Below are 26,236 nucleotides of genomic sequence, written 5' to 3' on the forward strand. Positions count from 1 at the left end.
CTCGTGGAACTCGGGCGCTCAGCCGCCTGCGCCAACTGTGCCGCAGTTGGCACCGGACGATAGCAGGCCCGTGAGTGGGCTTTTATTCCGGCCCTACGTGTCACGTCGGCGACCCCGCCGTCTCCGCCTTCTTCGCTTCCGCGGAGTCGGGGTCGACGTACAGAATCTTGGCCTTCATATGACCGCGGGTCTGCGCGGCGATCCACACGAGAGTGGTGCCGAGCAAGGTGAAGGCAAATGCCTTCGTGTCAAAGAGCGTTGTGTCCTTGAACGCCATCAGGAAGACGGCCACCAGCAGGACCTGCACCGTGTACAGCAGCAGCCCCATCATCTGGAAAAGCTGCGGGTGATTTCGTGCGGTGCTCTGCAGGACGACGAGTCCTGCACCCATCACCAGCAACACGAGCGCGGTACCGATGACCGCGCCGATCGCTCCCGTTCCACCCGCGACCACGGCGCTCACGGCAACGGCGATGGCGCCGGTGGCGAGGGTGGGCACAACGGCGTGAAGGAGAAGTCGGGCGTCATTCGACTGCATGGCGGCGCTCCGGCAAGGGGTGGGGGTGTGTCGTCAAGGACGAGCGTAGACCCGGCCTGCAGGCAGAACCTGAGGCCAAAGGACCGTCGCACGAAGCCCCTTCGGCTCTATCGCCGGGTTTCGTGAACGGTATCACAAACTATTTGATGAGGTCTTTACCTCGATAGTGTGCCACCTGTCACACGTGAGCGTGAACCTGCGCGTTGGTGCACCGCACGACAGTCTTTTGCCTGCTATGGGGTCAACTTGTCCTGTTTCTGAGGCCGGTTGACCGGTTCGAACCTCTGCTTCAGGAGTGACTGTCCGCTTTTCTTCGCTCCACGAAGCGTGACCGGTCGCCGATCGCGGTGGCCCCGTGCAGCCCGGCGGGAAGAGGCTCGCGCTCCCCCTCGCGCCGCTCCTGTCCCTCGTGCCCCGGCAGCTCGCCGCCCTCGCCGGCCGCCGCCACAGCGCCGTCGGGCAGCGCCGTACGGACCACCCTGCGGTAACGCGGCGGCACCATCCGCTCGGCCCAGCGCGGCGCCCGCGGCGTGAACCGCGGCAGCAGGAGCAGCACCAGACCGACCGCGCTCAGCAGCACGATGCCCAGCACGATCCACATGCTCGCGTTGTTGACCGAATAGGCGACCGCGCCGAAGGCGATCAGCGCCGACCAGAAATACATGATCAGGACAGCGCGGCTGTGGGAATGGCCGATTTCCAGCAGCCGGTGGTGGAGATGGCCGCGGTCGGCGGCGAACGGCGACTGGCCGTGCCAGGTACGCCGGACGATCGCCAGGATGAGGTCGGCGACCGGCACCGCGATGATGGTCAGCGGCAGCAGCAGCGGGATGTAGACCGGCACCATCGCATGGGTCGCCTCCCGCAGGCCGCCCGCCTTGAGGTTGAGCAGATCCGGGTCGACCTGGCCGGTGACCGAGACCGCGCCGGCCGCCATCACCAGACCGATCAGCATCGAACCCGAGTCGCCCATGAAGATCCGGGCCGGATGCATGTTGTGCGGCAGGAAGCCCAGGCACATGCCCATCAGCACGACGGAGAACAGCGTGGCGGGCGCCGCCGCCTCGATGCCGTAGCCGAACCACATGCGGTACGCGTACATGAAGAAGGCCGCGGCGGCGATGCACACCATGCCCGATGCCAGGCCGTCGAGCCCGTCGACGAAGTTGACCGCGTTGATGGTGATCACGACGAGCGCGACGGTCAGCAGCGTGCCCTGCATCGGGGTCAGCGAGACGGTGCCGACGCCGGGGATCGGGATCCACAGGATCGTCAGCCCCTGGAGGACCATCACACCTGCGGCGATCATCTGGCCGCCGAGCTTGACCAGCGCGTCCACGCCCCACTTGTCGTCCAGGACGCCGAGCAGCCAGATCAGCGCGGCGCCGGAGAGCAGCGCCCGCGGCTCGTTGGAGTTGTCGAAGACGCTCCGGAGATTGGTCAGGTGCGAGGCGACCAGCAGCCCCGCGCACAACCCGCCGAACATCGCGATGCCGCCGAGCCTCGGTGTCGGCTCGCGGTGTACGTCCCGGGCGCGGATCTCCGGCATCGCCCCGGCCGCGATCGCGAACTTCCGCACCGGGCCGGTCAGCAGGTAGGTCACCGCGGCCGTGACGCACAGCGTCAGCAGGTATTCACGCACGGGCTGCCCCATAGATATAGCTGGCCATCACAGCCACACACCCTATGCGTGCCAGGACCCCGCCCGTGAACCCGTCCGGGACCTGGCAGCCCGCGGGCCTCCCCCGGCGTCAGTCCCGATCGGGATAAGGGGGATGCCGGCGGACCAAAGCGACGGTGCGCGCACGGGCCGTACCGTCCTCGCGCAGCGCGGCGCCGATCAGCTCGCCGATCTCCGCCATCTCGGCCTCGCCCATCCCCTGGGTCGTCACCGCCGCGGTGCCGAGGCGGATGCCGGTGCGGCGGGCGGGCGCCGCGTCCGGCGTCGCGGAGGTGGGCAGGGCGCAGATGTCCAGCACGATCCCGGCGGCGGCGAGCCGGCCGCGGGCGGTGCGTGCGTCGATGCCGAGCGGCGCGGTGTCGGCGCAGATCAGGTGGGTGTCGGTGCCGCCGGTGGCGATCCGCAGCCCCTGGCCTGCCAGCGCGTCGGCCAGCGCGCGGGCGTGGGCGACCACCTGGTGCGTGTACGCCCGGAAGGCCGGGGTGGCTGCCTCGCCGAAGGCGACGGCCTTGGCCGCGACGGAGTTCATCTGGGCGCCGCCCTGGCTGAAGGGGAACACCGCCCGGTCGATCCGCTCGGCCAGCCGCGCCCCGCACAGGATCAGCCCGCCGCGCGGCCCGCGGAGCACCTTGTGGGTGGTGCCGCACACCACGTCGGCGTACGGGACGGGGCTGGGCGCAGCTCCCCCGGCGATCAGCCCGAGTGGGTGGGCGACGTCGGCGATCAGATAGGCGCCCGTCTCGTCGGCGATGTCGCGGAAGGCGGCGTAGTCGATGCCCCGCGGGTAGGAGATCGAGCCGCAGACCAGGGCCTTGGGCCGGCGGGCGCGGGCCAGGTCGCGGATGGCGTCGTAGTCCAGCAGGCCGGTTTCCTCGTCGACGCCGTAGCCGGCGAAGTCGAACCAGCGGCCGGAGAAGTTGGCGGGCGATCCGTGGGTGAGGTGGCCGCCGTGCGGCAGCGACATGGCCAGGACGGTGTCTCCAGGGCGCAGCAGGGCGGCGTAGGCGGCCAGTACGGCCGAAGACCCGGAGTGGGCCTGGACGTTGGCGTGTTCGGCGCCGAACAGGGCCTTGGCGCGCTCCACGGCGATCCGCTCGGCGAGGTCGACGATCTCGCAGCCGCCGTGGTGCCGGGCGCCCGGGTAGCCCTCGGCGTACTTGTTGGCGAGGGGTGAGCCGAGGGCGGCGAGCACGGCGGGCGAGGTGAAGTTCTCGGCGGCGATCAGCTGGAGGCCGTCGGCCTGCCGGGCGCTCTCGCCGAGCAGCACGCCGGCGATCTCGGGGTCGGCGGCGAGCAGCGCGCCGAAGTCGGGCCCGCCGGCCGGTACGGCGTCCCCGTCGCGCGCGGCGTCCCGTACCCGGTCGGCGAGGGACGCGGCGGTGGCCTCGTCGTCTCCGGGAAGGCCGGCGGCCTCGGGACCTCCGGCGGGAACGCGGCCGGCCGGGTGCCGGCTGCGGGCTGACGCGGTGGTGGCGGACATCGCTGCTCCGGGCCTCGTGCGGGACGTAGTCCCAATGTAGGCGCGACGGGGCGAACGGGCGCGGCGGCCGGGTCCGGCCGCCCCGCGGGCAGGCGTCAGGCGCGGGCCGGGACTCCGGTGAGCGCGGTGACGACCGGATCGAGTGCCTGGTTGATCTCGTCGCCGATGGAGCGGAAGAAGGTGATGGGCGCGCCGTAGGGGTCGTGGACCTCGTCGGACTCCGGAGTGGGCGCCAGCAGCCAGCCGCGCAGCGCGGCGGCGGCACCGACCAGGGCGCGGGCGCGCTCGACCAGGCCGCCGTCCGGCAGCCGCGGGTCGGGCTCGGGCAGCGTGGCCGGGTCTATGGCGCGTACCAGCCGGTTGAACTCCTTGAGCGTGAAGGTGCGAAGACCCGCGGAGTGGCCCATGGAGATGACCTGGGCGCGGTGGTCGCGGGTGGCGGTCAGCACCAGGTCGGCGCGGATGACGTGCTCGTCGAGCAGTTCGCGGCCGGTGAAGCCCGCCGGGTCGGCGCCGTAGTCGGCGAGTACCGTCGCGGCGTGCGTCTCCATCGGGGCGCCTTCGTGGCCCCAGGTGCCGGCGCTCTCCACCAGCAGCCCGCCGCTGCCCTCGTCGCCCAGGCGCAGGTCCAGGGCGTGGCGGTGCAGCCGCTCGGTGATCGGCGAGCGGCAGACGTTGCCGGTGCTGACGTGCAGGATCCGGAAGCGGCCCGGCACGCCGTTCACCGGCGCGAAGGCGGTGTGGGGGGCAGGGGCGGAAAAACCGGAAGGGGCGGCCGGCGGGAAGGTCGCATCGCCGTGCCCCGCTATGCCACGCCCCAGGGGCGCCATCAATTGGCCACCTCGAGCTCGGGCACGACCTTGCGCAGTTCCTCCGCGCTGAGCGCGCCCTCGCGCAGCAGCACCGGGGTCTTTCCGGTGACGTCGACGATCGAGGACGGCACGGCGGCGGGTGTGGGGCCGCCGTCGAGGTAGACGGAGACGGAGTCGCCGAGCATTTCCTGGGCCGCGTCGCAGTCCTGCGGGGACGGGTGTCCTGTGAGGTTGGCGCTGGAGACGGCCATCGGGCCGAATTCGGTGAGCAGCTCGATCGCGACGGGGTGCAGCGGCATCCGGACCGCGACGGTGCCGCGGGTCTCGCCGAGGTCCCAGGTCAGCGACGGCTGGTGGGTGGCGACCAGGGTCAGCGCGCCGGGCCAGAAGGCGTCGACCAGTTCCCACGCCTGCTCGGAGAAGTCGGTGACCAGGCCGTGCAGGGTGTTCGGGGATCCGACGAGTACCGGGGACGGCATGCCGCGCCCGCGGCCCTTGGCCTCCAGCAGGTCGCCGACGGCCTCGGCGCTGAACGCGTCGGCGCCGATGCCGTAGACGGTGTCGGTCGGCAGCACGACCAGCTCGCCGCGGCGGACGGCCGACGCCGCTTCACGCAGACCGGTCGCGCGGTCGGTCGCGTCGCTGCAGTCGTATCGCCGTGCCATTTAACGGTCCTCCTCGTGCGGAACGGATACATCGGGCCTCGGGGCGGCCGTCATGGCGTCGCCCGGCGCGCGGTGGCGAAACGGGGCCTGTTGTTGAGGTCGGGATGGTCGGCCGCGTCAGCCCAGCCCCGTTCCTCGGTGAAGATCCACGGCACTTGGCCGCCCTGGGTGTCCGCGTGCTCGATGACGACGAGGCCGCCGGGCCGCAGCAGCCGGTGTGCGGTGCGCTCGATGCCCCGGATGGTGTCCAGGCCGTCCTCGCCGGAGAACAGCGCGAGTTCGGGGTCGTGGTCGCGGGCCTCGGGGGCGACGTACTCCCACTCGGTCAGCGGGATGTACGGCGGGTTGGAGACGACCAGGTCGACCTGTCCGTCCAGTTCGGGGAGCGCGGTCAGCGCGTCGCCCTGGTGGAGGTGGACGCGGGAGCCGTCGACGTTCTGCCGCGCGTACTTCAGTGCCTGGTCGGACAGCTCGACCGCGTGCACCTTGGAGCGCGGCACTTCCTGGGCCAGGGCGAGGGCGATGGCCCCCGAGCCGGTGCACAGGTCGACGATGAGGGGTTCGACGACGTCCATCGCACGGACCGCGTCTATGGCCCAGCCGACGACGGACTCGGTCTCCGGGCGGGGCACGAACACCCCGGGCCCGACGTGGAGTTCGAGGTACCGGAAGAAGGCGCGGCCGGTGATGTGCTGGAGCGGTTCACGCGCCTCGCGGCGGGCGACGGCCTCCCAGTAGCGGGCGTCGAAGTCCGCGTCGGGGACCGTGTGCAGCTGGCCGCGCTTGACGCCGTGCACGTGCGCGGCCAGCTCCTCGGCGTCGAAGCGCGGTGAGGGCACGCCGGCGTCGGCCAGCCGCTGGGTGGCCTGGGCCACCTCGGCGAGCAGCAAGGTGCGGGGATTTTGGGGTCGTCCCCCAGGGGACTGCTGCACGGGGGTCCTCCAGCCGGTGCGTACGGGTCTTACTGGGCGGCGGCGAGCTTGGCCGCCGAGTCGGCGTCCACGCATGCCTGGATGACCGGGTCAAGCTCGCCGTCGAGCACCTGGTCCAAGTTGTACGCCTTGAAGCCCACGCGGTGGTCCGAGATGCGGTTTTCCGGGAAGTTGTACGTCCGGATGCGCTCGGAGCGGTCGACGGTGCGGACCTGGCTGCGACGGGCGTCCGACGCTTCCTTCTCGGCTTCTTCCTGGGCGGCGGCCAGCAGCCGCGAGCGCAGGATGCGCAGGGCCTGCTCCTTGTTCTGGAGCTGGCTCTTCTCGTTCTGGCAGGAGACGACGATGCCGGTGGGCAGGTGGGTGATGCGCACCGCGGAGTCGGTGGTGTTGACGGACTGGCCGCCGGGGCCCGACGAGCGGTACACGTCGATCCGCAGGTCGTTGGGGCCGATCTCGACCTCGACCTCCTCGGCCTCCGGGGTGACCAGCACGCCGGCCGCCGAGGTGTGGATGCGGCCCTGCGACTCGGTGGCCGGCACCCGCTGCACGCGGTGCACACCGCCCTCGTACTTGAGCCGTGCCCAGACGCCCTGGCCCGGTTCGGTGGCCCCGCCGCCGCCCTTGGTCTTCACGGCGACCTGGACGTCCTTGTAACCGCCGAGGTCGGACTCGTTGGCTTCCAGGATCTCGGTCTTCCAGCCGGCCCGCTCGGCGTAGCGCAGGTACATCCGCAGCAGGTCGCCGGCGAACAGCGCGGATTCCTCGCCGCCCTCGCCGGCCTTGACCTCAAGGATGACGTCCTTGTCGTCGCTGGGGTCGCGGGGCACCAGCAGCAGTCGCAGCTTCTCGGTGAGTTCCTCGCGCCTGGCGTCGAGTTCCTTCACCTCGTCGGCGAAGTCCGGGTCGTCCGCGGCGAATTCGCGCGCGGTCTCCATGTCCTCGCCGGTCTGCTTCCAGGAACGGTACGTCGTGATGATCGGGGTCAGCTCGGAGTAGCGCTTGTTGAGCCGCATGGCCTCGCGCTGGTCGGCGTGGACCGCGGGGTCGGCCAGCCGCTTCTCGAGACCGGCGTGCTCGCCGATCAGTTCCTCGACCGCCTCGAACATCGTGGGGTTCCTTCTGACTGGTGGTTCCGGGGGCCGGTCACCTGGTGCGGCGGTGCCGCGGCGTTCGCGGACCCCCGGCCGGGTCCGCGGCCTGGACGACAAAGCGCCGGTCCGGTCACCCCTGCGAGGGGGCGACCGGAAACCGGCGCCTTGCGGGTCGCTACTTCTTGGCCGAACCGGCGGCCTTGCCGAAGCGGGCCTCGAAGCGGGCCACACGGCCACCGGTGTCCATGATCTTCTGCTTGCCCGTGTAGAACGGGTGGCACTCGGAGCAGACGTCGGCGCGGATGGCGCCGCCGTCGACGGTGCTACGGGTGGTGAACGACGCGCCACAGGTGCAGCTGACCTGGGTCTCGACGTATTCCGGGTGGATGTCGCGCTTCAAGGGGTTCTCCTAGGTTCGGGAGTGCTCCGGGTCGTGGTGCGGGTTGCGTCACGTGAACCGGGGCCGACGGTCCAGTCTGCCAGGACTTGCCGTATCTCCCAAAACCGGGGTAGGGCGTCAGGTATTCCCCCGAGACCGGCCTGGCGGCACAGGGTGGGCGGCCTGCTACAGCTGGTAGGCGCCCGCTACTTCACGTACGAGCTGGTGCCGCCCTTGTCGCCGGCCGAGTCCTTGATCGCGGACTTCGGGATGGGCCGGTCCCGGTGCAGCGCGTCCCAGACCTGCTGGGTCTGCCGGGGCAGCGGGAGCACCCGCGCGGGGTCGAGCTTGTCGTACGTCACGGGCAGCGTCACCATGTCGATGTGCTCTGAGCCGATGCCGCCCAAGCTCTTGGCCAGGCCGGTGAGTTCGCCGACCGAGTTGAGGTCGGTGTCGGTGGTGACGGCCTTGGTCGCGGTGTCCGCGATGTCGTAGAGCTTGCTCGGGTTGGTGAGCACGCCGACGTGCTCGACCTGATCCATCAGGGCCTTGATGAAGGTCTGCTGGAGCTGGATGCGGCCCAGGTCGCTGCCGTCGCCGCCGGGCACACCGTGCCGGGTGCGGACGAGGCCGAGCGACTGCTCGCCGCTGAGGGTGTGCTTGCCGGCCGGCAGATGCAGGTGGCTGCTGTCGTCGTCGATCGGCTTGCTGGTGGTGATGTCCACCCCGCCGAGCGCGTCGATGAGCTTCTTGAAGCCGGTGAAGTCCACCTCGACGAAGTGGTCCATCCGGATGCCGCTGAGCGATTCGACGGTCTTGACGGCGCAGGCGGGGCCGCCGACCTCGTACGCGGTATTGAACATCACCCGCTGCGCGCCGGGGACGTCCTTGCCGTCCTTGGTGCAGTCGGGGCGCTTGATGAGGGTGTCGCGCGGGATGCTGACGACGCTGGCCTTCTTGTGGCCCTTGTAGACGTGCATGACCATCGCGGTGTCGGAGCGGGCGCCGCCCTCGTCGGTGCCGTACTGCCCGTTCTTGCCGGCCCGCGAGTCCGAGCCCAGGACCAGGATGTCCATCGAGCCGTTGTCGACGTTCTGCGGCCGGTCCTTGCCGAGGGCGGCGTTGATGTCGACGCCCTTCAGGTTGCCGTTGAGCTTGAAGTAGACGAAGCCGAGACCGGCGCCGCCGAGCAGGGCGCAGCTGACCAGGGCGGACAGGGTGAGGGTCAGCGCGCGGCGGCGCCGGGTCGGGGCCTTGCGCCGACGGCCCGTGGCACGTATCCGGCGGGCGCGGCTTTCGGCCGTCTTCACGGTCCCCTTGCTGTCCGCCATCTGCTCCTCAGTCCTCGTTCGCTCGGCAAACCCCTCGTCATCACCGCGCAGGCACGCTGCGTTGCGCCCTGTGAGACGGGGGGACGACCGGAAGGGTTGCACAGCAACGTATGAGCCCTTTCTTAGAAAGCGCTGCGCGGATGTCCCGGGTGTGCCTGCGATCCGACGTCTCTCACCTGGGGTTTCGGGCCGCCGTCGACCCACGCGGCCGGCGGCGCCGGCGGCCGGTTCCTGTGCGGAAGGTCTCAGCCCCGCGCCCGCCAGGGCAGCACGAAGCCCTCCTCACCCGGCAGGGCGAGAAGGGCTTCGGTGTCGGCGCTGCGGCCAGGGGCGTCAGTCGTTGCCGTTGCCGCCCATGCCCGGCGTCGTCTTCTGGATCTGGAGCAGGAACTCCGCGTTGGACTTCGTCTGCTTCATCTTGTCCAGCAGCAGCTCGATGGCCTGCTGCTGGTCCAGCGCGTGCAGCACCCGACGCAGCTTCCAGACGACGGACAGCTCCTCGCTGCCCATCAGGATCTCTTCCTTACGGGTGCTGGACGCGTCGACGTCCACCGCCGGGAAGATGCGCTTGTCGGAGAGCTTGCGGTCGAGCTTCAGCTCGAGGTTGCCGGTGCCCTTGAACTCCTCGAAGATCACCTCGTCCATCCGCGAGCCGGTCTCGACCAGCGCGGTGGCCAGGATGGTCAGCGAACCGCCGTCCTCGATGTTGCGCGCGGCACCGAAGAAGCGCTTCGGCGGGTACAGCGCGGTCGAGTCGACACCACCGGACAGGATGCGTCCGGAGGCGGGCGCCGCGAGGTTGTACGCGCGGCCCAGGCGGGTGATGGAGTCCAGCAGGACGACCACGTCGTGACCCAGCTCGACGAGACGCTTGGCGCGCTCGATGGCCAGCTCGGCGACGGTGGTGTGGTCCTCGGCCGGGCGGTCGAAGGTCGAGGAGATGACCTCGCCCTTGACCGACCGCTGCATGTCGGTGACTTCTTCGGGCCGCTCGTCGACGAGGACGACCATCAGGTGGCACTCGGGGTTGTTGCGGGTGATCGAGTTGGCAATCGCCTGCATGATCATGGTCTTGCCGGTCTTCGGCGGGGCCACGATCAGGCCACGCTGGCCCTTGCCGATCGGCGTCACCAGGTCGATGATCCGGGTCGTCAGGCCGCCCGACTCACCTTCCAGGCGCAGCCGCTCCTGCGGGTAGAGGGGCGTCAGCTTCCCGAACTCGGCGCGCTGGCGGCCCTGTTCGGGCGCCACGCTGTTGACGGTGTCGAGGCGGACCAGCGCGTTGAACTTCTCGCGCCGCTCGCCGTCGCGCGGCTGGCGGACCGCGCCGGTGACGTGGTCACCCTTGCGCAGACCGTTCTTGCGGACCTGGGCCAGCGAGACGTACACGTCGTTCGGGCCCGGCAGGTAGCCGGAGGTCCGGATGAACGCGTAGTTGTCGAGGATGTCGAGGATGCCCGCGACGGGGATCAGGACGTCGTCGTCGGAGACCTGCGGCTCGTTGCCGAAGTCCTCGCGGCCACCGCGGCGGCCCCGGCGGTCGCGGTAGCGGCCCCGGCGACCGCGACGGCCGCCCTCGAAGTCGTCACCGTCGTCGTCGGGCCTGCGGTTGTCGCGCTGCTGACGGCGCTCGCCCTGCTGGCCGCCGCCGTCACCGCCGCCGTCGTTCTTGTTGCGGCGGTCGCGCTGGCCGCGCTCGCGGCGGTCGCCGCCCTTCTGGCCGCGGTCCTGACGGTCCCCGCGGTCCTGGCGGTCGCCGCCCTTGTTCGCCCGGCCCTCGCCGTCCTGCTGCGTGGCCGTCGACTCGCCCTTGGCGGGCTGCGTCTCGGTCTTCGTCTCGGCCTTGACCTTGGTCTCGGTCTTGACGTCGCCGGAGGCCGCGTCGGGGCTGCCCGCAGCGGCGGTGGCGCGGCGCCGGCGGCGCTCGCCGGCCGGCTGCTCGTCGCTGACGGGCTGGCCGGGGATGTCGATCTGCTGCTGGGCAGCCTTGCTGTCGGCGGCCTTCTCGGCCTTGCCCGCCTTGTCGGCGGCCTTCTCGGCGCCGTCCTCACCGGTACGGGCCTTGGAGGTCGTACGGCGCTTGGGCTTGGTCTCGGCGGGCGCGTCGGCCTTGGCCGCGGAGCCGCCGGCCTGCTTCTCCTTGATGACCTCGATCAGCTGGCTCTTGCGCATCCGCGCGGTGCCCTTGATGCCGAGGCCGGAGGCGACCTGCTGCAGCTCTGCCAGGACCATGCCGTCGAGGCCGGTACCGGAACGGCGACGCCGCGAGGTACCGGCAGCACCGGTGGCAGGCGCGGCGGGAGCGTCCGTGGCGGGCGCGGTGGCACTGCCATCGGTGCGCACGCCCATCAGATCGGTGGTGTCGCTCACGAAGGGTCCTTCCCTGGAGCGGGCGTCGGCCTGTCTGGCTCGGCGACCGGTTGTGCTGTCCGGCTGTGGTCCTGTGCTGCGTGGACCGGGCCGGGGCGGTGGTCCCGCCGGATACGGCGGAAAGATCAGTTCATTGGTTCCGGCGCAAAGGATGCTGTGTGACTCATGCCCGTCACGCCGATTCCGGAGCGTGCTCACTTCTGCTCAGGCCATTGCTCCAAGCAGTTTGGGAGGCTCCCGGAAGAAAGTGGTCCCGATGGGGGACACGAAGCACCGCGCCACTCAGGCGTCGAGTACTGACTTGAGGTTAACACTACCGGATCCAACAAACATTCCCCCTTCCCAAGACCGGTAATCGCCGATCACCCGCGTCGATCACCCGGCGAGCGGCAGGACACTCGCGCCCGCCGCATCGAGGGCCAGCCGGTTGGCCGCCCACCCCTCACCCGCCAGCGCCGCGACCTTGTCGGCCGCCGCGTCCTCGACCAGCGCGAGCACCGTCGGGCCCGCGCCGGAGATGACTGCGGGGACGCCGTCCGCACGCAGTCGGTTCACCAGTGCCACGCTCTCCGGCATCGCGGGGGCGCGGTATTCCTGGTGAAGTCGGTCCTCGGTCGCGGCGAGCAGCAGCTCCGGGCGCCTGGTCAGCGCCTCGACGAGCAGTGCGGCGCGACCGGCGTTGGCCGCGGCGTCCACGTGCGGGACGGTGCGCGGCAGCAGTCCGCGTGCGGTTTCGGTGAGCACCGGTTTCCCGGGCACGAAGACCACCGGAACGATGGACGCGGCGGGATCCATCCGGATCGCCCGAGCGGCACCGGTGTCCGTCCAGGCGAGGGTGAACCCGCCGAGCAGGCAGGCGGCGACGTTGTCGGGGTGGCCCTCGATCTCGGTGGCCAGCTCCAGCAGCGCGTCGTCGTCGAGCTTCTGCTCGCCGCCTATGGTCACGGCGCGGGCGGCGACGATTCCGGCGCAGATGGCGGCGGACGATGAGCCCAGACCACGGCCGTGCGGAATGCGGTTGGCGCAGACGATTTCCAGACCGCGCGGCTGTCCGCCGAGCAGGTCGAAGGCGGTGCGCAGGGAGCGCACGAGCAGATGACTCTCGTCGCGCGGGAGGGTGTCGGCGCCCTCACCTGCGATGTCGACGTGCAGACCGGAATCGGCCACCCGCACCACGACATCGTCGTAGAGCCCCAGGGACAGACCTAGTGCGTCGAAGCCAGGACCGAGATTGGCGCTGGTAGCGGGGGTGCGCACCCGGACGGCGGCGGCACGGAACGCGGGACCGGCCATCGCTCGATGACTCTCCTTGATTGATGCTGCGGTACTGCCCCACGGCACCGCGGCACCGGAGTGCCCGGTCGGCTCGTGGGGTCTGTTCTGACCTGCCCTGAACACCACTGCGTTATGCCGTGGGGAGGGGAGTTGGCTGCCAGCCTATCGAAGGAAGGTTCTGTGGCGACATAGGGCGCACAGGAGGCGCACGATGCGTGTCGCACGCCTTTCTGTGCCCCGAGGCGTCTTTGCAGCCTTTGCGCAATTTGCTGTACGGCGGGTTGTCCGGCACGGACGGCCGGATGCCCCCGCCGTACGGCGGGACGTACGGGAGCCCGGGCCCCGAAACTACGCGAGACCGAGGCGCTCGGCCGCGGCGTCCGCGTCGATCGGGATCGTGACCGGCTGCGGCGCTCCGGCCACCGCCCAGTCCGGGTCCTTGAGGCCGTTGCCGGTCACCGTGCAGACGATGCGCTGGCCCGGGTCGACCTTGCCCTCCTCGGCCGCCTTGAGCAGCCCGGCGACCGAAGCGGCCGAAGCGGGCTCCACGAAGACACCCTCCTGCGAGGCCAACAGGCGGTAGGCCGCCAGGATCTGACGGTCGGTCACCTCGTCGATGAAGCCGCCGGACTCGTCCCTCGCCTGCTCGGCGAAGGCCCACGAAGCGGGGTTGCCGATGCGGATCGCGGTGGCGATGGTGTGCGGGTCCTTGACGACCTCGCCGCGCACGATCGGTGCGCTGCCGGACGCCTGGAAGCCCCACATCCGCGGCGTGCGCGAGGAGATGCCGTCCGCCGCGTACTCCTGGTAGCCCTTCCAGTACGCGGTGATGTTGCCGGCGTTGCCGACGGGCAGCACGTGAATGTCGGGCGCGTCGTCGAGCATGTCGACGATTTCGAAGGCCGCGGTCTTCTGGCCCTCGATGCGCACCGGGTTGACGGAGTTCACAAGTGCGACCGGGTAGTTGTCCGAAAGTCGCCGTGCGAGGGTCAGGCAGTCGTCGAAATTTCCGTCGATCTGGAGGATCTTGGCGCCGTGGACCAGCGCCTGCCCCATCTTGCCGAGGGCGATCTTGCCCTGCGGGACGAGCACCGCGCAGACCATGCCGGCCCGCACCGCGTACGCGGCGGCCGACGCGGAGGTGTTGCCGGTGGACGCGCAGATGACGGCCTTGGCACCCTCCTCCTTCGCCCGGGTGATCGCCATCGTCATGCCGCGGTCCTTGAAGGACCCGGTGGGGTTGGCACCCTCGACCTTGAGGTGCACCTCGCAGCCGGTGCGCTCGGACAGCACCTGGGCCGGTACGAGGGGTGTGCCGCCCTCCCGGAGGGTGACCACCTCGGTCGTGTCGCTGACCGGCAGCCGGTCACGGTATTCCTCGATGATTCCGCGCCACTGGCGGCTAGCCGTGGACACAGTGGAATTGGCAGACATGGGTTCCTTTACTCCCCTTCGACCCGCATGATGCTGGCGACACCGCGGACGGTGTCCAGCTCGCGCAGTGCCCCGACGGTCGACGACAGGGCAGCGTCGGCCGCTCGGTGGGTGACGACGACGAGGGATGCCTCGCCGTCCTTGCCCTGCTGACGGACCGTATCGATCGATACGCCGTGCTCGGCGAAGACCGTGGCGACCTGCGCGAGGACGCCGGACTTGTCGGCAACGTCGAGACTGATGTGGTACCGCGTGACGACGTCGCCCATGGGGCTGACCGGCAGCCGCGTGTACGCCGACTCCCCGGGCCCGGTGGCGCCGGCGAGCTTGTTGCGGCAGACCGCGACGAGGTCGCCGAGCACCGCGGACGCGGTCGGCGAGCCGCCGGCGCCCGGCCCGTAGAACATCAGCTGGCCGGCCGCGTCGGACTCCACGAACACCGCGTTGTACGCCTCGCGGACGGAGGCCAGCGGGTGGCTGAGCGGGATCATCGCGGGGTGCACGCGCGCGGTGACGGACGCGCCGTCCGCGGCACGCTCGCAGATCGCGAGCAGCTTGACCGTGCAGCCCATCCGCTTCGCGGAGGCGATGTCGGCGGCGGTGACCTCGGTGAGGCCCTCGCGGTGCACATCGTCGATGGTCACGCGGGTGTGGAAGGCGATGCCCGCCAGGATCGCGGCCTTGGCCGCGGCGTCGAAGCCCTCGACGTCGGCGGTCGGGTCGGCCTCCGCGTAGCCGAGCGCGGTGGCCTCGTCCAGCGCCTCGCTGTACCCGGCGCCGCTGGAGTCCATCTTGTCGAGGATGAAGTTCGTGGTGCCGTTGACGATGCCGAGGACGCGGTTGACCTTGTCACCGGCCAGCGACTCGCGCAGCGGACGCACCAGCGGGATCGCGCCGGCCACCGCGGCTTCGTAGTACAGGTCGGCACCGTGCCGCTGCGCGGCGGCGTGCAGCGCGGCGCCGTCCGCGGCGACCAGCGCCTTGTTCGCGGAGACGACGCTCGCGCCGTGCTCGAACGCGGTGGTGATGAGCGTGCGGGCCGGCTCGATGCCGCCGATCACCTCGATCACCACGTCGATGTCGCCGCGTTTGACCAGCGCCGTCGCGTCGGTGGTGACCAGCTCGGCCGGGATGCCGTCGCGCACCCTGTCGGGGCGGCGGACGGCGATCCCGGCGAGCTCCACGGGTGCACCGATGCGGGCCGTGAGGTCGTCGGCGTGCGTCGTCATGATGCGCGCCACCTCTGAGCCGACAACACCACAGCCCAGGAGCGCCACCTTCAGCGGACGCGTACGCATCATTCGACCTCTGCTTTTCATCGATTCAGCCGTTTTCCTGCTTGTTGATCCACCAGTCTCACGCACCGGACGGCACTTTCCGTGCCTCGTCCGGATGCCGAGACATTTACGTCATCCGCGCCGGACGCGCGAACGAGCTTCCCTATCCGACATCCAACCGCAGGAGATCCTCTTCCGTCTCCCGGCGGACGATGACCCGACCCTCACCATTCTTGACGGCCACCACCGGCGGGCGCAGCGCATGGTTGTAATTGCTGGCCATCGAGCGGCAGTACGCGCCGGTCGCCGGCACCGCGAGCAGGTCACCGGGCGCCACGTCGGCCGGCAGGAACGCGTCCCGCACCACGATGTCCCCGCTCTCGCAGTGCTTGCCGACCACCCGCGACAGCATCGGCGCGGCATCCGACGTCCGCGACACCAGCGCCACGGTGTACTCCGCGTCGTAGAGGGCGGTGCGGATGTTGTCCGACATCCCGCCGTCCACGGACACATACGTCCGCAGCCCTTCCAGCTCCTTGACCGTGCCCACCTCGTACAGCGTGAACGCGGTGGGCCCGACGATCGCGCGCCCCGGTTCCACCGAGAGCCGCGGCACGCTCAGCCCGGCCGCCGCGCACTCCTTGGTGACGATCTCGCCCAGCGCCCTGGCGATCTCGTGCGGCTCGCGCGGGTCGTCGTCCGAGGTGTACGCGATGCCGAGTCCGCCGCCGAGGTCGATCTCCGGCAGCTCCACGCCATGCTCGTCGCGCACCTGGGTCAGCAGTTGCACGACCCGGCGGGCCGACACCTCGAAGCCCGCCATGTCGAAGATCTGCGACCCGATGTGGCTGTGGATCCCGATGAGTTCGAGACCGTCCAGCTTCAGCGCCCGCCGCACGGCCTCCGCGGCCTGCCCGTCGGCGAGCGCGATGCCGAACTTCTGGTCCTCGTGCGCGGTGGCGATGAACTCGTGCGTGTGCGCCTCGACGCCGACCGTGACCCGGATCTGCACCCGCTGCCGCTTGCCCAGCCGCTCGGCGATGTGCGCGACCCGCACGATCTCCTGGAACGAGTCGAGCACGATCCGTCCCACACCGGCCTCGACGGCGCGGGTGATCTCCCGCGTGCTCTTGTTGTTGCCGTGCAGCGCGATCCGCTCGGCGGGCATCCCGGCGGCCAGCGCGGTCGCCAGCTCACCCTCCGAACACACGTCGAGGTGCAGCCCCTCTTCGTTCAGCCACCGCACCACGGCGCGCGACAGGAACGCCTTGCCCGCGTAGAACACGTCGGCGCCCGCCCCGAACGCGTCCTTCCAGGCCCGGCAGCGCGCCCGGAAGTCGTCCTCGTCCAGGAAGAAGGCGGGCGTCCCGAACTCGTCGGCGAGCGCGTTGACGTCGATCCCGCCGACGGTCACCACGCCATCGGCGTTGCGCCGGACGGTACGGGACCAGACGCGCGGATCAAGGGTGTTGAGGTCGGCGGGCGGCCCTGCGTAGTGGCCCTCGGGCAGCACATCGGCATGGCGGGGCCCGGCGGGGTGGGCGGAACGGCTCATAACGGTGAAGATCCCCTCAAGTTCGTTCAGAGGTGTTCGGGCGCGGAGATGCCGAGCAGGCGCAGGCCGTTGGCGAGCACCGTTCCCGTGGCTTCGGCGACGGCCACCCGGGCGCGGTGAACGGCCGAGGGTTTCTCCTCGCCGACCGGCAACGGCTGACACCCGTCGTGCCACCGGAAGAACGCGTCGGCCACCGCCTCCAGATGCCGCACCAGCCGGTCCGGCGCCCGGTGCCGCGCGGCGGCTTCCACCACGTCGGGAAATCCGGCGAGCAACGCGTTCAGCGTGGGGCGCGCGGGCCGGGGGCCATGGGCGGGCGGCGCGCTCGCGACGGCGGGGGACGCGACGGCGGTAACGGGCCTTGCGGCTCCGGCCTCGCCCTCCGCTCCTTCCCCCGCACCCGGCTCGTCCCCGGGCTCACCCGCGAATCCCAGCTCCCGCGCGTTGCGCACCACCGCCAGGGCCCTCGCGTGCGCGTACTGCACCCGGAACCGGGGATTGCTCTCCCGCTGCTCGGGCCGCGCGGGCAACCGCACCGGATCGTGCGCCGCGGGACGCAGCAGCGCCCACCGCACCTCGTCGGCACCGAGCCGCGCCACCAGCCGTACGAGTGCGGCCCGCGCGGGGCCGGAGGCCGGTGCGCCGTCCCCGGGAGACGGGACGCGGAGCCCACCGGCCGCCGCGTCGATCCGCTCCAGCGCCTCGCCCACGACCACGCCCCGGGCGCCGTCCGGCAGCCTCGCCGGGCCGCCGGCGGTCCGCACCGGGCTGTCGGAGCCCGTGCCGTACCGTGCGCCCTGCGCCAGAATGCCGCGCACCAGCGCCGTCTGCGCGCCCTCGTCCAGCGTGAAATTCAAGAACCCAGGACCGGCGATCTCCACCCGGGCGATCCCGGCACACCCGGCCAGCCGCTTTTGCAGCACCTCGGCGACCTCACGAGCGGGCCGCCCCGCGGCCTGGGCGAGCTGGAGCGCCACATTGGACGCGTAGTCCCCACAGCCGGGCCGCGGCGGTCGCCGCACCACGACCCGTGCCGGCACCGGCACGGAAAGCTCCTGCTCATCCACGGCACCACGCACGGAGCGCAGGACGGTACGGGAGAGCTCAGCAGGGGTCACAGGACAAGCGTATGGGAGGAGTGGGGCAGTCACGCGACCAGGTTTCGCCCACTGGACACTTCAGCCCCGCAACTCACCCCGGGCCGACGGCCGCACACCCGCCCCTGGACCTTCCGCTACGCCCCCGAGCCGCTGCCGTCCGGCCCGATCCGGTCACTCCGCATGATCGTGGCAACCGGCCTGACCGTGCTGCCCCCGGCGACCGTGCCGATCCTGACGATCACGATGTTCCTGCTGGTCACGGGACTCACCACGGTCCGCATGACCATCGCGCTCGGCCGTCCCCTGCTGCCGCCGCACCAACTCGGCCCGCTCTGCCGCGACCCGCCCCTGGACACCGCCACCGGGCTCCGCCCGCCGCCCCTCCTGGACCAGCCGGCCCACCGTCCGCACCAGCTCCGTCGGCTCGAACGGCTTCGTCAGGAAGGCGTCCACCCCCATCGACTCACCGCTGTCCACCTCGCCCTGGGTGCAGGCGCTGACTATCGCGATGGGGATGTCCCACGTCCGCGGATCGGACCGGAGCCGGGCCGCGGTGTGCAGACCGTTGAGCCGCGGCATCACGACGTCAAGGGTCACGACATCAGGTCTCACGTGGTGCACGACATCCAAACACTCGGCACCATCAGCCGCGGTCACGACCTCGAAGCCCTCCAGCTCGAGATTGACCCTGATCAACTGCCGGATCACCTTGCTGTCGTCCACAACAAGGATCCGACCGGACAAGCCAGGCACACCATGAGACTAGGTGGCCACCTGCGACTGCGTCCCGGTTTTCCCCACTTCCGCCCCCGTGCGGGGGACCTTTCCCCGACCACCGCCGCCACCTCCCCGACATGCGCTAAGGACCGCCGCCCCGCCTCCCCCGCCCCCGCGAAACCCCGTTCATGAACACCCCATCAGAGCTGGTAGTGTTCTACCCGTCGCCGAGAAACACGGCGAAACGCCCCCGTAGCTCAGGGGATAGAGCAACGGCCTCCGGAGCCGTGTGCGCAGGTTCGAATCCTGCCGGGGGCACTTGCCTAGGCAACAGCGAAAACACGTCGCTGACCAGGGCAGATGCCGACATGAAAGAGCGGGAGTCAGTCTCACTGACTCCCGCTCTTTCTCGTTGCCTCTCACTGTTCGCGACACATGCGCGACACACTTTCAGGCGGTGTCGCCGTCCTCCGACAGAGCCTTTGCGATCTTCTCGTTGGCGGCTTGCTCATGACCGTCGATGCACCCGTGGTACCGGCGGTGGATGACCTCCGGGGAGTTCCCCACCCGCCGGGCCACTTCCGCGATCGGCACCCCCGCGTTCAACCACCGTGTGATGCACGCGTGCCGCAGGTCGTACGGCCGACCCGCCAGCGGGGAGTCAACGCGCTCCGGAGGAAGGGCAATCTCTCGCGCTTCCTCCCAGACGCGCCAGTACGAGGAGCTGCCCACCACGTCCCCACGCTCGTTGCTGAACAGGCGGCCGTCCTTGGCCGTGCCGTGCAGCCGGATGTGCTCCCGCAGGATCGACACCAGCACGGGCGGAATGGGGACCGGCCGATCCTCGGCGGCCTCACGGGCCTTGAGGCCGCGCCGGTCGTGACGCTCCCCTGAGTCCGTCCACTGCTTCCCGGACACCGGCCGCGTCTCCTGAAGCGTCAGGGTGCCCCAGGGCGCCGCAGAGCCGCCCGGCGGGCGCTCGGGCAGGTCGCAGTCGGACAGCCGGAGTCCGACCGCCTCAGCGGGCCTCAGCGCCGCGTAGTACATCACCGCGTAGAACGCCACCAGGCGGCGCCCCCGCTTGCGGTGCCACGACCCGATGTACGAGACAGCAGCCAGGAGTTGACGCCCCTGTACGGGGTTCACGAGGACGCGAGGGTCAACGCGGTCGTTGGATCCAAGCCGCTTCATGCTGGCGCTCTGCAGTGGGTTCTCGGTGAGGATCTGCGCGCCAACCGCGTACTCCAGCGCGGTATTGAGGGCCCGGCGGCGCCGCCGGAACGTGTCGCCCTTGGCAGGCACTCCGTCCAGGCGGAAGCTCAGCCGATACTGCACGTCTCGGAAGACCTCCGGCTTCAGGAGGTCCGTCACGGGCCGGTCCGCCGTGCTCAACCAGTCGTACGCAGCCTTGAGTTCGGCCGGCGCTTCCGCGCCCTGGTTCGCGGGCACGACCGCCCACCGCAGGGCAAGCCGCAGATCCTCGTCCGGCGGTACGCCGTCGCCACGCTCGACCATGGCAAGGGCGACGGCAGCAAGGCTGTCTGCCATGCTCTCCCGCGACTTGGCGGCGCTGGTCTGCCACCGTACGGCTACGTAGTCCCGGCAGAAGTCGAACCACCGGACCGGCGCCATGGCCACCGCGGCTTCATCGGCCGCGCGTACCTCGGACTCGGGGAGGCCGGTCTCAACGTGGAAGGCGTCCCCGCGCTTCATGGCCTGCCAGAGTTCAGACCGGCGACTTTCGGCAAGGCCGGAGGCCGAGTACGTGTCGCCGTGGACGCGACCACCAACGACCCAACGAAGCCTGTACGGGCGGGACTTACGGCCGGTCTTGGTCACCTTCCACAGCTTGACGTCCAGGGAGTACCCCGGACGGGCGGACCCTCGCGGGCGCCGGTCCGGGGTGTCGGTCGTGCCGGTCACGCGCACTCCTCCAGCTCTGACAGCCACCGGTCGAACTCCGACCGGCGGATGCGCACAGCACCGTTCGGCAGCTTGATCGAGCGCGGCCCTTTGCCCAACTGACGCCACCGGTAGAACGTCGACTGCGGTACGCCGAGTTCGGAGAGGACCTGCGAGATGGTCAGCATCTGCTCCTGAGTCGTGGCGCTCATGCCGCCGCCCCTTCCTCGGTAGACGGCTTGAGGCGACCCGACCGGTCGGGTGCGGAAGGGCGCCACACGGGCTTGGTCCCGTACGGGCCCCACCAGTCCGGTCGGTTGGGGTCGGGGATCGGGCATAGGGGAGTTCCGTCGGCGTGAGACCAGTCGGGACGCGGGTAGTCCACCGACCGCCATGCCTTCGGCGGTCGGTTGACTGCTTCGTCACCGCACCCCCGGCACACCGGGGTAGTCGGCTCCTTCGAGTTGGGCACGGCGTTGCCTTTCGGTCGATCGGGGGTGGACGTGAAGGGGATGGGCTGGTCAGGGGTAGACCGTTCGCCCCGTTCCGGTGCGCAGTCGGCCGACCGGTCGGCCGACTGACGGGCGTACGCGAGGCGGGCCAGCAACGGCCAGACGGGCGTGAACACCGCACCAGCGCGTTGCTCACGAGCCCGCGTCGGGTGTTCACGGTCGGCCGACTGAGCGCACAGCAGCAGGGCGAAGGACAGGGGCAGTCGGCTGCCCTTGGCCGTGTTGCAGGAGCGGCAGGCCAGCACCAGGTGCGCGGCGCTCCAGGTGCGGAACAGGGAGAGTGGCACGACGTGATCGAAGGTCGCGTTGCGCAGGTCGGCGGCGAACGGGGCCCGGCAGTAGGTGCAGCGGCGGCCGTCCCGCCGGGCGAGGACACGCTTCCGCGCCCGGCGACGAGCCGCGTTGAGATGCGGCGTGGCGTGCTGGCTCATGCGGGAGCTCCCAGAGTCCGGGAGAGCGCGTCGGTAAGCTGCATGACCATCGACTCCAAGGACTCCACCCGCGCACTGAGCGCGGTCTTGGTCGTGGCCTGCGGCGCGCTGACGGTGAAGCCCAGAGCCTGCGGTGTGGCCTGGAAGACCGCGCACAACAGGACCCGGTACGTCTCGCTGGGCCTGCTGTCCTGGTGCTCCCAGCGGTGGAGCTGCACGCGCATCGAGCCTTCCGTGGCGGTCTGCCAGCCCCACCGGTCCGCAAGCGCCATCAGCGCCCGCACGGTCCGCTCGCGCGACCATCCCCGGGCCAGCCGCGCACGCCCAAGCGGGGTGTCCGGCGCCCGCAGCGGTTGCGAGGGCGGCTGCACCGGCGCATCCCCGGAGAACGTGACCTCTGCCTTCGGGGCGGCAGCCTCACGGAGCCACCTGCGCTCAGGAACTACGGCAGTCATGCCGCCACCCCGAAGACGCGGGTGACGGCACGGCCGACTGCCGCCAGGTACTCGCTTTCGACGGCCGGGTACGCGCGCCGGGTGTCCAGCACCTCCGCACCCTGGTAGAGGGCCGTGGCGTACGCGGCCAGGTAGTGCAGGTCCGTGATGTCGACGGTCAGCGCGGCGAACTGCACTCCCCACTGAACCGCTTCGTCGTCGTCCAGTTCCTCCCACAGGAGGTTCAGAGCGGGCGTGAACACCAGCAGCGCGAGCAGTTCGCCGAACGAGAAGCAGGCGCGGACCTGCACCGTGACGCGAGTCGGTGCGCCCTGCTCAGGCTCACCGAACACGTCAAGGTTGTCGACGATCCGACCAGCGGTGGACGGGTGGCTGACGATTTCAGGCATCATGGAGATACCCCTTCGAGGGTCAGGGAGCGGCTATCTGCTTGGTGGTGGAGGCCGCTCCTTGCTGTTTCGGCGTGCACAGCCTAGCGGTGGCCTAGGCCACCGTCTACCTCTCGGGGCATGAAAAAAGGGGGCGGGTTGTCCCGCCCCCTTCCTCCCCCGTCAACGCCAGAAGCGCTACTGCGTGACGTCGTAGTCGTACGAAGCCCAGCGGCCGGCCTGAGACACGGACTCGCCGTACTCGATGACGCCTCCCTCTGTGTCGTAAAGCCAATTGCGGCTTACCCGCACGGGAGAACCCTCCTCGACCCCAAGACTTTCTGCGTCGGCAGCACTAGCAGCTCGCGCGGTCACCTGGTCTCGCCCTGTAGAGGCGATACGACCTGTCGTGGACTGGATATAGCCGGGCGTCCCTTCCGTGAGGCGCTCAGTCTCCAGCAGCTTCGGCGCGACTTCAGCGAGGGCACCATCGAAGTACGAGTGCGACGCAGAGACCGGAGCGTCACCCTGAAAGGTGACTCGCTCGCGCTTGATCACCTGCGCCCCGTGATCGACGCCCAAGGCTTCAGCGACGTCGTTCGAAGCGCTGACAAGTTCAGCAGCCGTGATCTTCGCGTGCTCACCAGAGCCGTAGATGCGCCCGGTGCGCCGCATAGTCATGAAGCGGTCCTGTGCCGAGTTGCCGACCGGACGCTGAGCACTCACGACCGTTCCCACGCCCTGGATCGACTCGACCAGACCCTCTGACCTCAATGCGGCGAGCACCTTCGTTGCGGTTGCGCGCGAGACGCCCCACTCAGAGGCGATGTGGCGCTCGGAGGGGATGGGAGCACCTTCCGCAAAGGCGCCATCCGCAATCTGCGAGCGGATCGATTGCAGAATTTGCAGGTACGGAGGCAGCGGCCTCTCTACCTTCGGAGACATGAAACAATCCTTTCAGGAGGCGGTGGCCTAGGCCACTCTCACTGTACAGCCGACCGCGCGAGAGGCGGGTGTGGGGCCCCTCACGTCCTTTCTTCCGGCGGCACACGAGGGGCGGGGCGCGCTTCAGAAGCGTTGAGGCTGCCCCCGACGCGCGTGCCCGGTTCCGAGCTGTGGGCTTTCTTGGGCAAGCGCCTGTCCGAGGTGCGGGATTCTGCGTCATTGCGTCATCTGCGTCATTCGAGCTTCTGACCTGGTGTTTTGTATGACGCAGAGGCACCGGGGTGCGTCATCGGTGCGTCATGGGCTGTGTCATCGCATGACGCAGATGACGCAGGATGACGCAGAGACCGTCGTCTGCGTCATGCCCATACCCGCAGGTCAGGTGCCGTTTTTTCGTCCGCATGACGCAGATGACGCAGCCCTCCCCTACTTAGGAAAAAAGAGGGGGCTTTTCTTGTTAGTCCGGTGCGCCTCACAGCGTGAAGAAGGACCGCCCTTCAGGGCGGACGACTCGTGGGCGCCCACGGTCCGTGGCGCCCACGGGAGAGCGTCGCCTAGCGGTGACCGGGCAGGGGACATCTCCAGCCCGGAGAGTTTTCGGGGTTGGCGCAGGTCGGGCGCTAGACGCTAGGTGCCTGATCACAGGCCGTTGTGGGTGCTAGCGGGGGTGCTAGACCTAGCAGCGGGGGGTGCTAGGTCTAGCAGGAGAGGGAACGGCTACCCCGTCGTGCCGCCGACTGCCGTAGGCGCCCACCCGGCGCCGGGGAGCCCCAGGGCCCGCGCCTGTCCTAGGTGCGGATTTCTGCGTCACCGCGTCATCTGCGTCACCCGAGCCTCTGACCTGCGGTTTTGGGTGACGCAGAGGATTTAGCGTGCGTCACCAGGTGACGCAGGATGCGTCACCAGGTGACGCAGGTGACGCAGGATGACGCAGCCGAAGCCGTCCTGCGTCACCGCTGTAACCGCAGGTCAGACACCGTTTTTCACCCTTGGGTGACGCAGGTGACGCAGCCGTCCCCTACTTAGGAAAAAAGAGGGGGCTTTCTCTTGTAGTCCGGTGCGCCTCACAGCTTGAAGAAGGAGCCGCTTCGCGGCGCGACCATCAGGCGGCGCGTGGCGCCGAACAGCAAGAGGAGCACCGCCCGCCCGGCGCCGGGGTGCTCCTCTTGTCTGTCAAGGCCGGGCCGCAAACCGGGCTTACGAGGCCCGTCAGAGAGCTGCCTCCACCAGGTCCATCAGGTCCACCAGAACGCCATTCCCCCAGATCAGGGCTGATGGAGGCGGGTGGTGGACCGTCTGATGGAGTTCTCCATCAGATTCCGGTGCCTCCACCACTCGCCTCCACCAGTCGCAGACGCCCACCAGGTACGCCCCAACACCCCGTAGGCGCCCGAAAGGCGCGCGGCCGAAGGCCGCTCCTCATTGCCCTTCCGTCCTGCTCCGTACGGAAGGGAGGGAGGCAGCGAGGGCGAGATCGAGCCCACGCTCGAACCGGCCGCATGGAGCATCTGGCAGAAGGCGCCCCGCCCCCTCTACCCCCACTACCTTGCAGGCCAGCACCCTCTACCCACCCCTCTACCGGGGTAGAGGCCCCCCGCTACCTACCGCCCGGCGAGAACGGCCGGCGCGGGCGCCCGAACCGGGCTCCGGTAGAGGCACCCCTCTGTACCCGAGCCCCCTACCCCTGGAACGCCCCCGGCCGGTCCATGGGCGGCGTAACACCTCGTGCGACGCGGTGGACACGCACGTCATCCCCGCTGTATCGGAGATCGAGCCGCTCGGCGTCACGGCCGTCACGACCCCTGCGTCACGGCCGTCACGGCAGGTGGTTCGGGGGTCGCGCGACACATGCCCGACACAGTCAGCATCGCGGTGATGCCGTCCACTGCTTCCGGTGCAGGTCAGAGGCCACGTGAGGCTTGATCAGTGAATTCACTCCGGAGCCGTGTGCGCAGGTTCGAATCCTGCCGGGGGCACCTTGTATGAGGTGCCAAAGGACCCCGCCATCAGCCTGGTTGCTGAGTGCGGGGTCTTTGCGTTGGGCGCTGTGAGGATGTGACTCCCCCGAGGCTTCCTGGTCCGGACGCGTCCGGTCACGTCCGGTCGTCGATACTTCCGGACGACGCCCTGGAGTCCATCGCGCAGCGTCGACGCGGCGGTGGGGGCCACCCGCGGGTCGGCCGGTCGTCCAGAAATGGCAATAGAAATTGATGCCACTTTCGAACGCTGCACCCCCCGTGCAGCTTTTCTGTACACCTTTTCCGTAGCGGGGTCGCTCGGCTGACTTTTGTACGTACCGCGGTGAATGGTTCCCCTGCCGGAAAGGGCCGCTTCGGATGCGTCGTCGACGCACTCGCTCGGGGGGCAAGGTTTCCGTGTGTCCTTCGCGCTGCGTAGGGTGCGTCTACGTCGGTGGGTGGATCAAGGGGACGGCATGGGGTGCGGAATGGCGCGAAGGTGTGCATGCGGCGTCCGGCGGGTACGCGGGTCCGCGGCGTGGCCTCAGCCTGTGGGGCGCGTGTGATATCCGGCCGCATCCACCCTGCCGCCCCTCGGATGCCGGACCGGTGGCGGACCGTTGCACCTCGCCGCACCGTGCTGGGCGTCATCCACAACGCCACCTCGGCGACCCGGCTTCTGGATCTTCTGAGTGCTTTCGAAGGTGATTCGCGGATACAGGTACTGTTCACCTGCACCGGGTCTTCCGCGTTCGAGCCGGGAATCCAGGAATTCATCTCCACTCATGAATTGCCGTACATTCCGTGGAGTGAGGCCGAAGAAAGCGAGTTCAGTCTTGCGGTGACCACAAGTCGGGGTGGCGATCTCCAGAATATCGCCGCTCCGATCATTGGTTCTCCCCACGGTGCGGGGTACAATAAAACGCTCAGCCGGGAGCCGGGAGCCGGGAGCCGGGAGCCGGGAGCCGGGAGCCGGGAGCCGGGAGCCGGGAGCCGGGAGCCGGGAGCCGGGAGCCGGGAGCCGG

General features: G+C 69.9%; 22 protein-coding genes, 1 tRNA gene and 1 pseudogene. 2 read left to right on the forward strand and 22 right to left on the reverse strand.

Features of this window, described 5'->3' with window-relative positions:
• Nucleotides 1-100: 100 nt before the first annotated feature.
• The 16 genes from ACGFNI_RS10565 to ACGFNI_RS10640 all read right to left on the reverse strand — a co-directional run bounded on the left by ACGFNI_RS10565 (nt 101) and on the right by ACGFNI_RS10640 (nt 18,646).
• Complete coding sequence (locus ACGFNI_RS10565; RefSeq protein ID WP_393682461.1) at nt 101-538, reverse strand: hypothetical protein; 438 nt, start codon at nt 536-538, stop codon at nt 101-103.
• A gap of 289 nt (nt 539-827) precedes the next feature.
• A complete protein-coding gene (locus ACGFNI_RS10570) occupies nt 828-2,192 on the reverse strand; it encodes an MraY family glycosyltransferase (protein ID WP_393682462.1) in 1,365 nt (454 codons plus the stop codon).
• Between the two features lie 97 nt (nt 2,193-2,289).
• On the reverse strand, nt 2,290-3,699 hold the full coding sequence (gene glyA, locus ACGFNI_RS10575) for a serine hydroxymethyltransferase (protein WP_393682464.1): 1,410 nt from the start codon (nt 3,697-3,699) through the stop codon (nt 2,290-2,292).
• 95 nt (nt 3,700-3,794) lie between these two features.
• Complete coding sequence (locus tag ACGFNI_RS10580; RefSeq protein ID WP_393682466.1) at nt 3,795-4,529, reverse strand: protein-tyrosine-phosphatase; 735 nt, start codon at nt 4,527-4,529, stop codon at nt 3,795-3,797.
• Complete coding sequence (locus ACGFNI_RS10585; RefSeq protein WP_393682468.1) at nt 4,529-5,176, reverse strand: L-threonylcarbamoyladenylate synthase; 648 nt, start codon at nt 5,174-5,176, stop codon at nt 4,529-4,531. The genes ACGFNI_RS10580 and ACGFNI_RS10585 overlap by 1 nt, the downstream gene beginning before the upstream one ends.
• A gap of 50 nt (nt 5,177-5,226) precedes the next feature.
• Nucleotides 5,227-6,108, reverse strand: coding sequence for a peptide chain release factor N(5)-glutamine methyltransferase (gene prmC, locus ACGFNI_RS10590; protein ID WP_393682470.1), 882 nt, complete (start codon nt 6,106-6,108; stop codon nt 5,227-5,229).
• Between the two features lie 29 nt (nt 6,109-6,137).
• Nucleotides 6,138-7,217 (reverse strand): peptide chain release factor 1, encoded by a 1,080-nt coding sequence (prfA, locus tag ACGFNI_RS10595; protein WP_393682472.1) that lies wholly within the window; start codon nt 7,215-7,217, stop codon nt 6,138-6,140.
• 160 nt (nt 7,218-7,377) lie between these two features.
• Entirely contained in the window at nt 7,378-7,602 is a 225-nt protein-coding gene (rpmE, locus tag ACGFNI_RS10600; protein WP_227049443.1) for a 50S ribosomal protein L31, read from the reverse strand.
• Between the two features lie 185 nt (nt 7,603-7,787).
• Nucleotides 7,788-8,912: an LCP family protein gene (locus ACGFNI_RS10605; protein WP_393682474.1), complete on the reverse strand. Its 1,125-nt coding sequence runs from the start codon at nt 8,910-8,912 to the stop codon at nt 7,788-7,790.
• Between the two features lie 333 nt (nt 8,913-9,245).
• Nucleotides 9,246-11,282, reverse strand: coding sequence for a transcription termination factor Rho (gene rho, locus ACGFNI_RS10610; RefSeq protein ID WP_393682475.1), 2,037 nt, complete (start codon nt 11,280-11,282; stop codon nt 9,246-9,248).
• A gap of 375 nt (nt 11,283-11,657) precedes the next feature.
• Nucleotides 11,658-12,575: a homoserine kinase gene (gene thrB / locus ACGFNI_RS10615; protein ID WP_393682476.1), complete on the reverse strand. Its 918-nt coding sequence runs from the start codon at nt 12,573-12,575 to the stop codon at nt 11,658-11,660.
• A gap of 330 nt (nt 12,576-12,905) precedes the next feature.
• Complete coding sequence (thrC, locus tag ACGFNI_RS10620; protein ID WP_393682478.1) at nt 12,906-13,991, reverse strand: threonine synthase; 1,086 nt, start codon at nt 13,989-13,991, stop codon at nt 12,906-12,908.
• A gap of 8 nt (nt 13,992-13,999) precedes the next feature.
• A complete protein-coding gene (locus ACGFNI_RS10625) occupies nt 14,000-15,292 on the reverse strand; it encodes a homoserine dehydrogenase (protein ID WP_393682479.1) in 1,293 nt (430 codons plus the stop codon).
• A gap of 139 nt (nt 15,293-15,431) precedes the next feature.
• The gene (gene lysA, locus ACGFNI_RS10630; protein WP_393682481.1) at nt 15,432-16,823 is read right to left on the reverse strand and encodes a diaminopimelate decarboxylase; all 1,392 of its coding nucleotides are present in this window, start codon (nt 16,821-16,823) and stop codon (nt 15,432-15,434) included.
• 26 nt (nt 16,824-16,849) lie between these two features.
• Nucleotides 16,850-17,941 carry an ArgS-related anticodon-binding protein NrtL gene (nrtL, locus tag ACGFNI_RS10635; RefSeq protein ID WP_393682482.1) on the reverse strand — a complete coding sequence of 364 codons (1,092 nt, stop codon included), beginning with the start codon at nt 17,939-17,941 and terminating at the stop codon, nt 16,850-16,852.
• 153 nt (nt 17,942-18,094) lie between these two features.
• Nucleotides 18,095-18,646, reverse strand: a complete 552-nt coding sequence (locus ACGFNI_RS10640; protein WP_393682483.1) for a response regulator — start codon at nt 18,644-18,646, stop codon at nt 18,095-18,097.
• A 240-nt stretch (nt 18,647-18,886) separates the two neighbouring features.
• Between ACGFNI_RS10640 and ACGFNI_RS10645 the strand changes: the two genes are divergently transcribed.
• Nucleotides 18,887-18,958: transfer RNA gene (locus ACGFNI_RS10645), tRNA-Arg, on the forward strand.
• Between the two features lie 132 nt (nt 18,959-19,090).
• On the opposite strand, the gene ACGFNI_RS10650 is transcribed toward ACGFNI_RS10645, so the two are convergent.
• The 6 genes from ACGFNI_RS10650 to ACGFNI_RS10675 all read right to left on the reverse strand — a co-directional run bounded on the left by ACGFNI_RS10650 (nt 19,091) and on the right by ACGFNI_RS10675 (nt 23,253).
• Nucleotides 19,091-20,479 (reverse strand): tyrosine-type recombinase/integrase, encoded by a 1,389-nt coding sequence (locus tag ACGFNI_RS10650; protein ID WP_393682485.1) that lies wholly within the window; start codon nt 20,477-20,479, stop codon nt 19,091-19,093.
• 80 nt (nt 20,480-20,559) lie between these two features.
• Nucleotides 20,560-20,730 (reverse strand): helix-turn-helix transcriptional regulator, encoded by a 171-nt coding sequence (locus tag ACGFNI_RS10655; protein WP_393683019.1) that lies wholly within the window; start codon nt 20,728-20,730, stop codon nt 20,560-20,562.
• Nucleotides 20,731-20,750: 20 nt separating this feature from the next.
• Nucleotides 20,751-21,485 carry an HNH endonuclease gene (locus ACGFNI_RS10660; RefSeq protein WP_393682486.1) on the reverse strand — a complete coding sequence of 245 codons (735 nt, stop codon included), beginning with the start codon at nt 21,483-21,485 and terminating at the stop codon, nt 20,751-20,753.
• Nucleotides 21,482-21,940 carry an XRE family transcriptional regulator gene (locus tag ACGFNI_RS10665; RefSeq protein ID WP_393682487.1) on the reverse strand — a complete coding sequence of 153 codons (459 nt, stop codon included), beginning with the start codon at nt 21,938-21,940 and terminating at the stop codon, nt 21,482-21,484. Before ACGFNI_RS10665 ends, ACGFNI_RS10660 begins: the two co-directional genes overlap by 4 nt.
• Complete coding sequence (locus ACGFNI_RS10670) at nt 21,937-22,332, reverse strand: hypothetical protein (RefSeq protein ID WP_393682489.1); 396 nt, start codon at nt 22,330-22,332, stop codon at nt 21,937-21,939. The genes ACGFNI_RS10665 and ACGFNI_RS10670 overlap by 4 nt, the downstream gene beginning before the upstream one ends.
• Before the next feature lie 174 nt (nt 22,333-22,506).
• Nucleotides 22,507-23,253 carry a GntR family transcriptional regulator gene (locus ACGFNI_RS10675; RefSeq protein ID WP_393682490.1) on the reverse strand — a complete coding sequence of 249 codons (747 nt, stop codon included), beginning with the start codon at nt 23,251-23,253 and terminating at the stop codon, nt 22,507-22,509.
• 2,595 nt (nt 23,254-25,848) lie between these two features.
• On the opposite strand from ACGFNI_RS10675, the pseudogene ACGFNI_RS10680 reads away from it, so the two are divergent.
• Nucleotides 25,849-26,236 (forward strand): annotated as a pseudogene (locus tag ACGFNI_RS10680) (hypothetical protein); the annotation flags it as partial.

Origin of the sequence: Streptomyces sp. NPDC048644 (assembly GCF_043199105.1) — a bacterium.
GTDB lineage: Bacteria > Actinomycetota > Actinomycetes > Streptomycetales > Streptomycetaceae > Streptomyces.